The 14,816-nt window shown below is 61.2% G+C and carries 12 protein-coding genes; 1 reads left to right on the top strand and 11 read right to left on the bottom strand.

Annotated features, from left to right (window positions below; genetic code table 11):
• Positions 1–48: 48 nt before the first annotated feature.
• Positions 49–909: a MurR/RpiR family transcriptional regulator gene (locus SGN16_RS06560; RefSeq protein ID WP_171061416.1), complete on the top strand. Its 861-nt coding sequence runs from the start codon at positions 49–51 to the stop codon at positions 907–909.
• Between the two features lie 158 nt (positions 910–1,067).
• Here the strand turns inward: SGN16_RS06560 and SGN16_RS06555 are convergent, their stop codons facing one another.
• The 11 genes from SGN16_RS06555 to edd all read right to left on the bottom strand — a co-directional run bounded on the left by SGN16_RS06555 (position 1,068) and on the right by edd (position 14,805).
• Complete coding sequence (locus tag SGN16_RS06555) at positions 1,068–1,922, bottom strand: D-hexose-6-phosphate mutarotase (protein WP_210643184.1); 855 nt, start codon at positions 1,920–1,922, stop codon at positions 1,068–1,070.
• Between the two features lie 237 nt (positions 1,923–2,159).
• Entirely contained in the window at positions 2,160–3,506 is a 1,347-nt protein-coding gene (locus tag SGN16_RS06550) for a carbohydrate porin (RefSeq protein ID WP_210643183.1), read from the bottom strand.
• Positions 3,507–3,668: 162 nt separating this feature from the next.
• The gene (gene ugpC / locus SGN16_RS06545) at positions 3,669–4,829 is read right to left on the bottom strand and encodes a sn-glycerol-3-phosphate ABC transporter ATP-binding protein UgpC (protein WP_335943556.1); all 1,161 of its coding nucleotides are present in this window, start codon (positions 4,827–4,829) and stop codon (positions 3,669–3,671) included.
• A 2-nt stretch (positions 4,830–4,831) separates the two neighbouring features.
• Positions 4,832–5,677, bottom strand: coding sequence for a carbohydrate ABC transporter permease (locus SGN16_RS06540; protein WP_210643181.1), 846 nt, complete (start codon positions 5,675–5,677; stop codon positions 4,832–4,834).
• Entirely contained in the window at positions 5,670–6,578 is a 909-nt protein-coding gene (locus SGN16_RS06535; RefSeq protein WP_210643180.1) for a sugar ABC transporter permease, read from the bottom strand. The genes SGN16_RS06540 and SGN16_RS06535 overlap by 8 nt, the downstream gene beginning before the upstream one ends.
• Positions 6,579–6,730: 152 nt before the next feature.
• Positions 6,731–8,032 carry an ABC transporter substrate-binding protein gene (locus SGN16_RS06530; RefSeq protein WP_335943555.1) on the bottom strand — a complete coding sequence of 434 codons (1,302 nt, stop codon included), beginning with the start codon at positions 8,030–8,032 and terminating at the stop codon, positions 6,731–6,733.
• A gap of 116 nt (positions 8,033–8,148) precedes the next feature.
• Positions 8,149–9,408, bottom strand: a complete 1,260-nt coding sequence (locus SGN16_RS06525) for an AGE family epimerase/isomerase (RefSeq protein WP_210643178.1) — start codon at positions 9,406–9,408, stop codon at positions 8,149–8,151.
• A 246-nt stretch (positions 9,409–9,654) separates the two neighbouring features.
• Entirely contained in the window at positions 9,655–11,124 is a 1,470-nt protein-coding gene (locus SGN16_RS06520) for an ATP-binding protein (RefSeq protein ID WP_210643177.1), read from the bottom strand.
• Entirely contained in the window at positions 11,114–11,845 is a 732-nt protein-coding gene (locus SGN16_RS06515; RefSeq protein WP_135844055.1) for a response regulator transcription factor, read from the bottom strand. Before SGN16_RS06515 ends, SGN16_RS06520 begins: the two co-directional genes overlap by 11 nt.
• Positions 11,846–12,022: 177 nt before the next feature.
• Positions 12,023–12,982: a glucokinase gene (locus tag SGN16_RS06510; protein ID WP_210643176.1), complete on the bottom strand. Its 960-nt coding sequence runs from the start codon at positions 12,980–12,982 to the stop codon at positions 12,023–12,025.
• Entirely contained in the window at positions 12,979–14,805 is a 1,827-nt protein-coding gene (gene edd / locus SGN16_RS06505; protein ID WP_210643175.1) for a phosphogluconate dehydratase, read from the bottom strand. Before edd ends, SGN16_RS06510 begins: the two co-directional genes overlap by 4 nt.
• Between the last annotated feature and the right edge of the window lie 11 nt (positions 14,806–14,816).

Here is a 14,816-nt window from a genome sequence, read left to right as displayed (position 1 = left end):
AAGGGTCGTATCAAAGACCCGTCTTTCTAGGAATCTTGTATGGACCGCGTGCGAAATTTACTGGAGCAGATCCAGAGTCGCCTTGAAGACCTGAACAAGGCCGAACGCAAGGTGGCCGAGGTGATCCTGCTCAACCCACAGCAGGCTACCCGTTTCAGCATCGCCGCCCTCGCCCAGGCCGCGTCGGTCAGCGAGCCTACGGTCAACCGTTTCTGCCGTTCATTCGGCGTCAGCGGCTACCCGGAACTCAAGCTGCAACTGGCCCAGAGCCTGGCCAGCGGCGCCGCTTACGTCAGCCGTGCGGTAGAGGCCGATGACAATCCGGAAGCTTACACCCGGAAAATCTTTGGCAGTGCCATTGCCTCGTTGGACAGCGCCTGCCAGGCCCTTGATCCCAACCTGATCAGCCGCGCCGTCGATTTGCTGATCCAGGCCCGACAGATCCACTTCTTCGGCCTCGGTGCCTCGGCCCCGGTGGCGCTGGATGCCCAGCATAAATTTTTCCGTTTCAATCTCGCGGTGACGGCCCACGCCGATGTACTGATGCAACGCATGATCGCGTCGGTGGCCCATACCGGCGAGCTGTTCGTGATCATTTCCTACACCGGCCGTACCCGTGAGCTGGTGGAAGTGGCGCGCATCGCCCGAGAAAACGGCGCTTCAGTACTGGGACTGACCGCCGAAGGCTCGCCGCTCGCCAAAGCCAGCACCCTGAGCCTGAATATTCCACTGCCCGAAGACACCGATATCTATATGCCGATGACCTCGCGGATCATCCAGCTCACTGTGCTGGATGTGCTCGCCACCGGCATGACCCTGCGCCGGGGCGTGGACTTCCAACCGCATTTGCGCAAGATCAAGGAAAGCCTGAATGCCAGCCGGTATCCGGTGGGGGATGAGTTCAACTGACTCGACCTTGGTATCTTGTCGCCTGATAAACCGCTATCGCGAGCAAGCTCGCTCCCACATTGGTTTTGCATTGGATACACATGTTGTGTCTATCCAGATCCCACTGTGGGAGCGTGCTTGCTCGCGATGGGGCCAGCAGCAACACTCCCGATCCTGAACTAAGCCCCCATCCACGCCTGCAAACTCAAATGCGCCCGCTCCCCCGGCGCCAGGCACAAGCTGTCGGTGCCGCCACTGGCGGCTTCGACGCAGACGAACTCGCTGACCTCATCCCAACTCACCCCCAGCAATGGCCGGGCGCCGGGATGCCAGACCACGGTGTCGGCACTGTCGCCGGTATCGATGCGCAATTCGCGCTGCCAGGCATGGTCTTTGAGCTGCAATTCCCCTTCGTGCTGGAACACCCGCTGACAACCGCCCTCGAGCCGCAACTCGCCCTCCTGCTGGCAAGTCTCACGGCTGAGCTGATCGTAACCTTGCGCACCTTCAAGCCCAGACAGCGCTACCTCACCGATGTCACCGATACGCCAGTAGGCGTGCAAGGCCTGGCTCAACTGGCACGGCAAGCTGTCTTGATGCTCGGTGCTCAAGCGCAACTCCATGCGTTCGCCCAGGTCCGCATGCAGGTCGACCTGCCAGTCGCACAGTTGCAACTGCCAATGCAGGTGCACACCTTCGTCATCACTGCGGCTGTCGAGCAGCTTCCAATCGATCAACCGCGCCCAACCATGGGACGGCCAGGCGTTTTCGCTCGGATGGCGGCCATACCACGGCCAGCACACCGGCACCCCACCGCGTATTGCGCCGACATGCGGCCACTTGGCTGCACACCATAGCCAGGGCTTCTGGCCGCGCGGCTGAAAGTGCAGCAACTGCGCACCTTGGCGACTGAACACCGCCTGGCACAGCGGATGATCGATCACCAGCACATCGCGCTGTCGATAGCGCTCCCACGCAAACACCGGGCGCTCGCGCAAGGATCTGAAAAAGCGTTGTAGCGGATGCTCATGCATAGGCCGCGGTCCTGGAAATCATGGAACTCTCAATTGATGCGACAGTTTTGTGGCGAGGGGATTTATCCTCACAGGCCTGCGGGAGCAAAGCTTGCTCGCGATGCAGGCGGCTCGGTGCCCTGGAAGACTGCGTCATCTTCATCGCGGGCAAGCCTTGCTCCCACACCCCAAAAAAAAGCGGACAGCCTTGGCCATCCGCAAATATGCGCACATAGAGGGGAGCTTATCGCAACAGCGTTAGAACACCGACTGAATTTTCAGGCCGGCCACCAGCGCGTTGTCGACTTCATCCACACCGCCTGGGTGAGTGATGTATTGCAGGTTGGGACGTACGGTCAGCCAGTTGGTCACGTGAACACCATAGTTGAGCTCGTAGTTGTACTCAGTGGTACGCAGCGGCGCGAACAGTGGATCGTTGTAGTCGGTGACGCCATTGGCAGCGTTGGTCAGCTCAGCGTTTTTCTTCACGTCATCGTTGACATGGATACGGGAAAAACCGATGCCGATGTCATCTTTAGGACGTGCATCGAACGGCCCCTTGTACACGAACATCAACGACTGGTAGTTGTCGACGAAGTTGGTGTCCTTGTCATGGAAAGTGGCGTTCGCCGCAATGTTCAGACCGCGCGAAGCATCACCGTTGTGGGTGGTGAGTTGCTGCTGCGCGACGAACCAGTAACCGTGCTTGCTGTTGTGGCTGCGATAGGCATTACCGGTGGTCGCGGCATCATCGCCATTGTCATCTTCACGGACGTCATTGGCATCGGCCGTGCTCTTGTAGTAACCGACACGGTATTCGCCCGGCAGGCTATTGACCTTCGGCGACCAGACCAGCTCGACCGGGATGACGGTACCCTTGGTACCACTGCCGCTGAGCTTGAAGCCGTTGCCGTGCTCCAGTTGCGACGGGTTCTGGTTGTATGCACCGATCTGCGCATAGAACTCAGGGGTGATGTTGTATTTCACGCGAAGCGCGGCCTGCATGACCGGCCAGTTGTACCAGATGCCGGTCGCCCAGTTACCCGCCTGGGAGCCACAGAAGGCCAGGTTCTGGAACTCGCAAGGGAAGGTGTTGAAGTCTTCGCCTTCACCGAAGTAACCGGCCTTGACGTCCAGTTTGCCGTCGAGGAACTGGTGCTTGATCCACAATTGGGTCAGACGGACCATGTGGCCACGACCGTAGACTTCCTGGGAAGAACTCAAGGTGCCGGCACGCGGGTCGCCGACACGGTCGTTGGAGATGTTCTCGCCATTACGATTGGTGAGCTGGATCTTGGCCTGGGTGTTATCCCAACCCCACAGCTTTTCCAGGTCCAACGCCACGCCCAGACCAAACTGGTCGGAGTAACGCGCCGTCTTGTCGTTGTTGTAGCCGCCATGCAGGTTGGCGCCCATTTCGCCGACGTAGTCAGCCTTGATGTCGATACCTTGCTCGATCAGCTTGGTCCGTTCGCCACCCCAGTCACCCGTCATCCACTGCGAGTCGGCGCTGAACGCGTCGGCCGCGTGTGCACTACCGGCCAGCATCATCGCCGCAACGGCTGACAACTGGCAGATAAGCTGGGCATTGTTTTTCTTCTTCATCCCTACATCCTCGTCTTTATTGTTATTAACTGTTTTTATCTAACGCGGTTTACAACGATTGCGATGGATGTCCCCATCCACCGCATACTCCTTTTTTCTGGGGGCGGACTTGTGCGACTGACACTCCGCCATCGCGAGCAAGCTCGCTCCCACATTCGTTCTTCATCGACCCTTGAATTGCGCCACGTTGGCGCTCCGGGCGTCGACTTGCGGCTGGCCTGCCACACCCAGGCGCTCGCCGGACTTGGCGTCGAACAGCAGCACTTTCGACGGATCGAATTGCAGCGTCAGGGTTTCCCCCGGCTGTGGTGCCACGTCCGGCGCCAGGCGGCAGCAGACCTTGGTGTCATTGAGGTTGACGAACACCAAGGTGTCCGGACCGGTGGGCTCGGTAACCTGGACTTCGGCGCGAATGGTCGGCAAACCATTGGCCTCGTTGCCCGCCAGCGCAATCTGTTCCGGGCGCAGGCCAAGGATCACTTCGCGGTCTTCCAGGCCAGCGTCCTGCATGCCCATTGGCAGCTCGCAGCGGGCCTGGCCGCTGTCGAGTAGCGCCAGCAGGCGACCGTCCTTGCGTTGCAGGCGCAGAGGGATGAAGTTCATCGGCGGCGAACCGATGAAGCTCGCTACGAACAGGTTGGCCGGGTTGTTGTAGATCTCTTTCGGCGTACCGAACTGCTGGATGATCCCGTCCTTCATCACCGCCACTTTGTCACCCAGGGTCATGGCTTCGATCTGGTCGTGGGTCACGTACACCGTGGTGGTCTTCAAGCGCTGGTGCATCAGTTTCATTTCGGTGCGCATCTCGACCCGCAGCTTGGCGTCGAGGTTGGACAGCGGTTCGTCGAACAGGTAGATCTTCGGCCGCCGCGCCAGTGCCCGGCCCATGGCCACGCGCTGTTGCTGGCCGCCGGAGAGTTGGCCAGGCTTGCGGTTGAGCAGGTGCTCGATCTGCAACAGCTTGGCCACGCGGGTGACTTCTTCGTCGATGGCGGACTGGCTCATCTTGCGGATTTTCAGACCGAATTCGATGTTCTCGCGCACGCTCATGGTCGGGTACAGCGCGTAGGACTGGAACACCATGGCGATGTCGCGATCCTTCGGGCTCATGCCGCTGACGTCCTGGTCACCGATCATGATCGCGCCACCGGTGATGGTCTCGAGACCGGCGATGCAGTTCATCAGCGTCGACTTGCCGCAGCCCGAAGGGCCGACGAGGATCAGGAACTCACCGTCCTTGATCGACAACTCGATGTTCTTCAGGGTGTCCGGCAGGCCGGCACCATAGGTCTTGTTTACATTGCGAAGTTCGAGCGTTGCCATGATTACCCCTTGACTGCGCCGGCCGTGAGGCCGCGCACGAAATACTTGCCTGCGACCACATAGACCAGCAGGGTCGGCAGCCCGGCGATCATCGCCGCCGCCATATCAACGTTGTATTCCTTGGCCCCGGTACTGGTGTTGACCAAGTTGTTCAGCGCCACCGTGATGGGCTGCGAATCACCGCTGGAGAACACCACGCCGAACAGGAAGTCGTTCCAGATCTGCGTGAACTGCCAGATCAGGCAAACCATGATGATCGGGGTGGACATCGGCAGGATGATCCGCCGGAAGATGGTGAAGAAACCCGCACCGTCCAGCCGCGCAGCCTTGACCAGCGCATCGGGAATGCTGACGTAGTAGTTACGGAAGAACAGCGTGGTGAACGCCAGGCCATAGACCACGTGCACGAACACCAGGCCGGTGGTGGTACTGGCCAGGCCCATCTTGCCGAGGGTGAACGAAGCCGGCAGCAGGACGGTCTGGAACGGCAGGAAACAACCGAACAGCAACAGCCCGAAGAACAATTGCGAACCGCGGAAGCGCCACATCGACAACACGTAGCCGTTCAACGCACCGATAGCGGTAGAGATCACGACCGCTGGCACGGTGATCTTGATCGAGTTCCAGAAGTAGCCGTCGACCGTAGCCCAGGCCTTGACCCAGCCGATGCCGCTGACCACGGTCGGCCAGCTCAGCAGGTTGCCGGTGTTGATGTCTTCCGGTGTCTTGAAGCTGGTCAACAACATGACCACCAACGGCACCAGGTACAGCAATACAGCGAGGATCAGGACCGCGTAGATCGCGATTCGACTCAGGCTGATGGAAGGTTTGGCAGCGAGACTAGTCATGACGCTTGGTCCTCAGCTCGGAGTACAGGTAAGGCACGATGATTGCGAGAATCGCACCGAGCATCAGAATCGCACTGGCCGAGCCCATGCCCATCTGGCCACGACTGAAGGTGAAGGAATACATGAACATGGCTGGCAGGTCGGAGGAATAGCCCGGGCCGCCGGCCGTCATCGCCGCCACCAGGTCGAAACTCTTGATCGCGATGTGAGCCAGGATCATCACGGCACTGAAGAACACCGGACGCAGGCTCGGCAGCACCACTTTCCAGTAGATGCGCGGCATGCTCGCGCCATCGATCTGCGCGGCACGGATGATCGATTGATCAACCCCGCGCAGGCCGGCCAGGAACATCGCCATGATGAAACCCGAGGCCTGCCACACTGCCGCGATCACCAGGCAATACACCACACGATCCGGGTCGATCAGCCAGTCCAGACGGAAGCCTTCCCAGCCCCAGTCACGCAGTAATTTGTCCAGGCCCATGCCCGGGTTGAGCAACCATTTCCAGGCCGTACCGGTGACGATCATCGAAAGCGCCATCGGGTACAGGTAAATGGTGCGGATAAAACCTTCACGACGAATACGCTGGTCAAGAAACACCGCCAGCAGCACGCCGATCACCAGGGTGATGCCGATGAACATGCCGCCAAAGAGCGCCAGGTTCTTGCTCGCCACCCACCAACGGTCGTTCTCCATCAGTCGCGCGTATTGCGCCAGGCCTGCCCACTTGTAGGTCGGCAAAAAGGTCGAGGTGGTGAACGACAGGACGAACGTCCACAAGATATAGCCGTAGAAGCCCACCAGTACGATGAACATGCTCGGCGCCAGCACCAGTTTTGGTAGCCAGCGCTGCAATGCATCGAACGGCGAGGCCTTGCTGAACACAGCAACAGAACTCATGGGAAGATCCAGTACAAAGGGTAATGATTACAAGGGCATTCCCTTGTGGGAGCGAGCTTGCTCGCGATGACGGTATGCCAGTGACTCAACTGCTGCCTGACACTCCGCCATCGCGAGCGAATGCGCTCCCACACAAGGGACCACGGTGCTAATTACTTGGCTGACTGCACCGCTGCGCCAAGTTTCTTGGCAGCATCGGCAGGATCGGCTTTCGGGTCGTTGATGTAGTTGGTCACCACGTCAAAGAACGCACCCTGTACCGCCAGCGTGGTCGCCATGTTGTGCGCCATGCTCGGTTGCAGGCCGCCGGTCTTGGCGTCCGCCAGGAAGTCCTTGGCGGCGGTCTGGGCGCAGGAATCGAAGCCATACTTGGCCATGTCGCCGAGCATGTCGTTGCGCACCGGGATCGAGCCCTTGTTGATGCTGAAGACCTTCTGGAAGTTCTCGCCCAGCACGACCTTGGCGATATCCTGCTGGCCAGCGGCTGTGCCTTTGTCCTTCTGCTTGAACACCGCCAGGGAGTCGATGTTGTAGGTAAAGGCCTTGTCAGTGCCCGGGAAAGCTACGCACTCGTAGTCCTTGCCGGCGACTTTCTTCGCGGCAGTCCACTCGCTCTTGGCCCAGTCACCCATGATCTGCATGCCGGCCTTGCCGTTGATGACTTTGGCCGCTTCCAGGTTCCAGTCCTGGCCCTTGCCGTCGGCGTCCATATAGGTCGCGACTTTCTTCAGCTCGGTCAGCGCCTTGACCATTTCCGGACCGGTCAGGGCCTTGTTGTCGAGATCGACCAGAGCCTTTTTGTAGCCATCAGCGCCCATGACCGAGAGCACCACGGCTTCGAACACAGTGCTGTCCTGCCATGGCTGGCCACCGTGGGCGAGCGCAATGAAGCCCGCAGCCTTGAGTTTGTCGCCGGCGGCGTAGAATTCTTCGAGGGTGGTCGGGGCTTTTTCGATGCCGGCTTTCTTGAAGACTTCCGGGTTGATCCACAGCCAGTTGACGCGGTGAATGTTCACCGGCACGGCAACGTAGTCACCTTCGTACTTCACGGTATCGGAGACTTTCTTATCGAGCAGGCTGTCCCACTTCTCAGCTTTGGCAACGTCTTTCAAGACGTCGGTGTCGAGCAGCCCGGTGGACGCCCATTCCTGGATGTCCGGCCCCTTGATCTGGGCGACACCCGGTGGGTTGCCGGCCACGGCACGGCTCTTGAGCACGGTCATGGCAGTGGAACCGCCACCACCGGCGACAGCGCCGTCCTTCCAGGTAAAGCCGTCTTTCTCTACCTGGGCCTTGAGCACATCGACCGCGGCTTTTTCGCCACCCGACGTCCACCAGTGGACGACTTCCACGGAACCTTTGGATTCGGCGGCAAGAGCGCTGACAGGGAATGCTGCGACGGGAAGCAGGGAAGCAAGAGAAATGACAGTAGCGAGGCGAGAAATCGCATTCATCTAGAAGTACCTTTCTTGTTGTTATGCATGCAAGTCTGGTGCTTGCGCTGCATGGATTCTAAACAGGGGAAATCCCTTCGCAGGTAACGAAGGGACGCGTAAATGTCACGACATGGTTACACAGGCGCCGGACTGGAAAGTTTCGCCAGGGCCGTGGCCATGCTCGGTGCCAGTGGCAAGCGCGGAATCAGCACTGCCTGCCAGGCGTGATACAGGTCCGGCTTGCCCGGCCAGATGTCGGCGCTGGGGCGGTTTTGCGGGTCGAGTTCGTGATGCCAGCTGCCGTTGCAGCGGTCGATGAAGTGTTTGTCACAGAACTCCCAGAAGCGCCGGTACCAGGCTTCGTACTTCGCCTCGTCGGTGCGCTTGAGCAGGGCGCTGGCAGCCGCCGCCGCTTCAGCGTGGACCCAATGCAGGCGATGGCGAACCACGGCGCGGTTGTCCCAGTCCAGGGTGTAGACAATACCGGGCGCGCCATCGACGTCCCAGCCATGGCGACAGTTCTGGTCAAAGAGTTTTTGTGCATCCTGGGCCAGCCAGCCAGGGGTCAACATGCCGATCTGCACCCGCGCCGCTTCGAGATGCAGCAGCAGGCGCGCCCATTCGAAACCATGGCCGGGGGTGGTGCCGTAGGGGCGAAAACCGTCGGCGGGATTGTCGTGGTTGTACTCACGCAACGGCTGCCACTGGCGGTCGAAATGCTCCACCACCAGGTAGTCGTTGGCGGCGGCATGGCCGTGGATCACGCGCTCGACGATGTGCAGGGCGCGGGCCAGCCAGCGAGGATCGTCGGTGGCATCGGCCAGGGCCAGGAAGGCTTCGGTGGCGTGCATGTTGCTGTTGGCGCCGCGGTAGGCCTCTTCGACGCTCCAGTCGCGGTTGAAGGACTCGCGCAGGGCGCCCTCTTCTTCGCTCCAGAAATGCGTGTCGATGATCCGCACCGCTTCGTCCAGCAACGCCTGGGCGCCAGGACGCTGGGCCACCACCGCGGAACTCGCGGCCAGGGCAACGAACGCATGCAGGTAGGCAGCCTTGTCGGCGCCGTCCTCATCGGGCCGCGTGGTGGCAAACCAGCCACCGTACTCGGCGTCCCGCAGGGGGCCGTTGAGGGCCTGGATACCGTGGTCCACCAGCTCGGCGAACCCCGGCAAGCCCTGGATGTGGGCCATGGCGAAGCTATGGGTCATGCGCGCGGTGTTCATGGTTTCGGCCCGGGCAGCGGCCGGCAGGTGACCATGCTCGTCCAGGTTGCCAAAGCCATCCGGCAGCTTCGATGCCTTGGCGAACGCCAGCAGGCGCAAGCCTTCGGCGGCGAGCCACTGCTGGTGGGCAGGAGCGTTCAGCCAACTGCTGAAGGCCGGTTGAAAGGTGTCCATCGGGCTTACCTTTTTTGTTGTTTTGACGCAGGGAGTCTAAACAAGGGATGGCGAGGGGCAGGTAACGAAAGGGACGAGTTATGTCACCGAGTTGTGACATTCCCTAGAGAGATATGTTGCGGCTGATGGCGTCATCGCGAGCAGGCTCGCTCCCACATTGAGCGTCAGGGCGTACACAACTTTTGTGTCCGCCACCGCCCCCTGTGGGAGCGAGCTTGCTCGCGATGAACGATAACGCGGGTCCGGCTAATCCACACTGCGAGGCAACTGCAACGTCACCCGCAACCCACCCTCACGCAGGTTCTGCAGGCTCACCTCACCCCCATGGCTGTGGGCAATGTTGCGGGCGATGCCCAGGCCCAGGCCATAGCCCTGCTGTTGCCCGGCCAGGCGGAAGTGCGGTTCGAAGACTTGTTCCAGGCGCTGTTCCGGCACACCCGGCCCTTCGTCATCGACATGCAGGATGAACGCGGTTTCATCGTCGTCGATGTGCAGGTGGGCGTTTTGCCCATACTTCAAGGCGTTGTCGATCAGGTTGCCGATGCAGCGCTTGAGAGCCAGCGGTTTGCCGGGATACGGTGCCAGCGCCCGGCCATCCTGGGTCACCCGACCGTTGCCGTTGGGCGCCAGGTAGGGTTCGACCAGGCAATCGAGCACATGATTGAGATCCACTGGCTCGATGTTTTCATGAATGTCAGTGTCCTTGACGCATTGCAACGCGCCTTTGACCAACAACTCCAGTTCGTCCAGGTCGCGACCGAACTTGGCTTGCAGGTTTTCGTCCTCCAGCAGTTCGACCCGCAAGCGCAGCCGAGTGATCGGTGTGCGCAAGTCGTGGGAAATCGCGCTGAACAATTGGCTGCGTTCGGTCAGGTAGCGGCTGATGCGCTCACGCATGGCATTGAACGCCCGGCCCACCTCCACCACTTCGCTGCCGCCACCCTCGGCCACCGGTTCCACTTCGGCACCCAGGGACATGTCCCGCGCCGCCCGGGCCAAACGCTTGAGAGGCCGGCTCTGCCAGTGCACCAGCAAACCGATGAACAGCAACAACAGGCTACTGGTGAGCACGATGAAACCGACCTGTTGCTTGGGCAGGTCTTGCTCTTCGAGGCTGGTGTAGGGCTCGGGCAGCAACGAGGCGATGTACAGCCATTCGCCCGGCGCCATCTGAATCTGCGTGACCAGCACCGGCGGATTCACCGGTTCCAGGGTCAAGGCATAGTGGGCCCACGAACGCGGCAGTTCATCGAGCTTGAGCCCGGCGTTGAAAATCCGCAGGTCGTCGGGGCTGACAAAATTGACGGAGATATCGGCGTTGTTGCCCAGGGATCGGCGCAGCACATCGTCCACCGCCTTGAGGACCGCCAGCTTGCGCGGCGTGATCGGCAGCACGTCCATGCCCAGGGGCTTATCGTTGAGCGTCACGACAAACCGCGTACCGCCCATGCTGCGTAGTTGATCCAGCACCAATGGCCGGTAAGCCACCGGCAGCGAACGCAAATAGCTGACGCTGGCAGTCATCGAGTGGGCCAGGCTGCGGGCGCTGGTGACCAGGCCTTCGAGCTGGGTGGCGCGCAGTTGCGAGACCCAGATCAGGCTGGACAGGGTCTGGGCAAAGAGCACCACCAGCAAGGTCAGCAACAACATCCGTCCCAGCAGCGAACGCGGCACTGGCACCCGCCGAGCGACTTTCTTGATCCAGTCAATGACCATTGCTGGCAACCACACTGGCCGCCAGTTGATAGCCACTGCCGCGCACCGTTCGGATCAGCCGCGGTGGCTTGTCAGTGTCGCGCAGGCGCTGGCGCAGGCGACTGACCGCCATGTCGACGATCCGATCCAGGGGCATCAGATCACGACCACGGGTCGCATTGCCGATGGTGTCGCGGTCGAGGATTTCCTGGGGATGGTCGAGAAACAGCTTGAGCAGAGCGAAATCGGCACCGGAGAGAATCACCTCTTCGCCGTCGGTGTGGAACAGCCGATGGCTGACCATGTCCAGTCGCCACTCGTCGAAGGCCAACACCTCGCCGCCGGAGCGCTCCTGACCGAACTGCGCCCGGCGCAGCAGAGCCTTGATGCGCGCCTGCAACTCGCGGGGACTGAAGGGCTTGCCCAGGTAATCATCGGCGCCCAATTCAAGGCCGATGACCCGGTCGGCCTCGTCGGAACTGGCAGTGAGCATGATGATCGGCACATGGGCCTGGCGGGGGTGCTGGCGAACCCAGCGACAAAGGCTGAAACCGTCCTCGTCCGGCAGCATCACGTCGAGGATCACCAGGTCGCTCGGCGCCTCGTTCAGGGCCTGGCGAAAGCCGGCGCCATCGGGCGTGGTGCGCACCTGGAAACCCGCACGGCTGAGGTAAGTGTCCAGCAGTTCGCGAATCTCCTGGTCATCGTCGACCAACAAAATCGATTTGTTCACTGAACTCACGGGCCTCGTCCTTGTTGTTTGGATTGGGGCGATTATGCCTGATGGATGAGGACTACAAACACACGACAAAAAACCTGTGGGAGCGAGCCTGCTCGCGATAGCGGTGTATCAGTCAACATCAATGGCGACTGACACTCCGTCATCGCGAGCAAACTCGCTCCCACAGGGGATCACATTTCAAACTGGAGTCGATTGCTCCAACGCCACACCCGCGCCCATCAGGCCGGAGTATGGCGCGGTCACCAGCCAGACCGGAATGCCCTTGAAGTAACCGCTCATGCAGCCCTTGTCGGCGAAGCAGCGGGCGAAGCCACTTTCCAGGAAAAAATCGGCGAACCGCGGAACCACCCCGCCGACGATGTAGACACCGCCGCGGCCACCCAGCGTCAGCACATTGTTGCCGGCCACGCGCCCCAGCCAACAGCAGAACTGCTCAAGCACTTCCAAAGCGATGGGGTCGCCGGCAAGGCCAGCTGCGGTGATGGATTCCGGGGTATCGAGTACCGGCACATGGCCGTCCACCGCGCAGATGGCCCGGTACACCCGCGGCAAACCGCTGCCGCTCAGGGCGGTTTCGGCGCTGACGTGGCCGATTTCGTTGTAGATGTGCTGCCAGAGCTGGGTTTCCCGTGGGCTGCTCATGGGCAGGTCGACATGGCCGCCCTCCCCCGGCAACGCCGCGAAACGGCCCTCACCCAGGTCCAGCAACGTACCGACGCCCAACCCGGTGCCCGGGCCGATCACCACCGCCGGGCGCATTGGCTCCGGAGTGCCTTCGCAGACAACCCGGTATTCATCGGGACGCAAACACGTCATGCCCAGGGCCATGGCCGAGAAGTCATTGACCAGCAGCAGCTTCTCCACCTGCAGGGTCTCGCAGAACGCCAGGTTGCTCAGGCGCCAGTGATTGTTGGTGAAACGAAACTCATCGCCGCTCACCGGGCCGGCCACCGACAGGCACACCGAACCGATGGCGCCCGGTTTCATGCCCAAGCCGCTCAGATACACCTTGATGGCGTCTTCGGGGCAGGCGTAATCCGCCGTAGCCAGCACCTGGATGTTTTCCAGGTTGTGGTTCTTCCACAACGCGAAACGCGCGTTAGTCCCACCGATATCACCGACCAAAGCCAGTTTCAATTAAGCGTCTCCAGGGCAGAAGTGAAGGCGCTGGCGCCCTGCTCTGCCGAGCTGAAGGCCATGCGCATGAAACCGAACAGCTCACGACCGGTGCCAATGTTGTTGCCCAACAGGCCCTTGGCAGGTGTGCGCGCGGCGAACTCTTCGGCGTCCACCTTCAACTCCAAGGTGCCTTTGACGCCATCGACGCGGATGATATCGCCCTCCTGCACCCGGGCCAACGCACCGCCGACATAAGCTTCGGGGCTGACGTGAATAGCCGCCGGGATTTTCCCCGATGCGCCGGACATGCGCCCATCGGTCACCAGTGCCACTTTGAAGCCACGGTCCTGCAATACGCCGAGGAACGGCGTCATCTTGTGCAGCTCGGGCATGCCGTTGGAACGCGGCCCCTGGAAGCGCATCACCGCGACAAAATCCTTCTCCAGCAGGCCGGCCTTGAATGCATCGGCCAGGTCCTGCTGATCCTGGAACACCATCGCCGGCGCTTCGACGATCTGGTTTTCCAGGGCCACGGCGGAAACCTTCATCACCCCGCGCCCCAGGTTACCTTCCATCACTCGCAGGCCACCTTCGGAGGAGAACGCGCGGGCCACTGGACGCAGGATGTTTTCGTCGAGGCTTTCGATCGGGCCGTCGCGCCACACCAGCTCGCCATCCTCCAGGAACGGTTCCTGGGTGTAGCGGCTCAGGCCGTGACCGAGCACAGTGTTGACGTTTTCGTGGAGCAAACCGGCTTCCAGCAGTTCGCGGATCAGGAACGACATACCGCCGGCTGCCTGGAAGTGGTTGATGTCGGCCTTGCCGTTCGGGTAGACGTGACTCAAGGTCGGCACCACCTCGGAAAGGTCGGCCATGTCCTGCCAGGTCAACTGGATGCCTGCCGCCATGGCGATGGCCGGCATGTGCAGCGTGTGATTGGTGGAGCCGCCGGTGGCATGCAGCGCGACGATGGAGTTGACCAGCGACCGTTCGTCGACGATCTCACCGATGGGCATGAAGTTGCCGCTCTGCTTGGTCAGGCGCGTGACCTGGAATGCCGCCTCACGGGTCAGGGCGTCGCGCAGCGGGGTGTTCGGGTTGACGAACGAGGCGCCCGGCAAGTGCAGGCCCATCACTTCCATCAGCAACTGGTTGGTGTTGGCGGTGCCATAGAACGTGCAGGTGCCCGGGCTGTGGTAGGACTTCATCTCCGACTCCAGCAGCTCCTCGCGGGTCGCCTTGCCTTCGGCATAGCGCTGGCGCACGTCGGCTTTCTGCTTGTTGGAGATACCCGAGACCATCGGCCCACCGGGCACGAAGATCGTAGGCAAGTGACCGAAGCGCAGCGCGCCCATCATCAGGCCCGGCACGATCTTGTCGCAGATACCGAGCATCAGCGCGCCATCGAACATGTTGTGGGACAACGCCACTGCCGTGGACAACGCGATCACCTCACGGCTCGGCAAACTCAGTTCCATCCCCGCCTCGCCCTGGGTGACGCCGTCGCACATGGCCGGCGTGCCTCCGGCGAACTGGCCGACCGAACCGATCTCGCGCAGGGCTTTCTTGATCTGTTCGGGGAAGGTTTCGTAGGGCTGGTGGGCGGAGAGCATGTCGTTATAGGACGAGACAATGGCGATGTTGGCGGCGTTCATCATCCGCAGGTGATGTTTGTCTTCGGTGCCGCAACCGGCCACGCCGTGGGCGAAGTTGGCGCACTGCAGCTTACCGCGCATCGGGCCGTCGCTGGCCGCACCGCGAATCAATGCAAGGTAAGCCTCACGCGTGGCGCGGCTGCGGGCGATAAGCCGTTCGGTGACCTCAAGAACGCGGGGATGCATGTGTAGAACTC

It is taken from the genome of Pseudomonas sp. G166, assembly GCF_037027455.2.
Classification (GTDB): Bacteria; Pseudomonadota; Gammaproteobacteria; order Pseudomonadales; family Pseudomonadaceae; genus Aquipseudomonas.
Note: the sequence above shows the minus strand (reverse complement) of the source record. Positions and strands in the feature narration are given on the sequence as shown.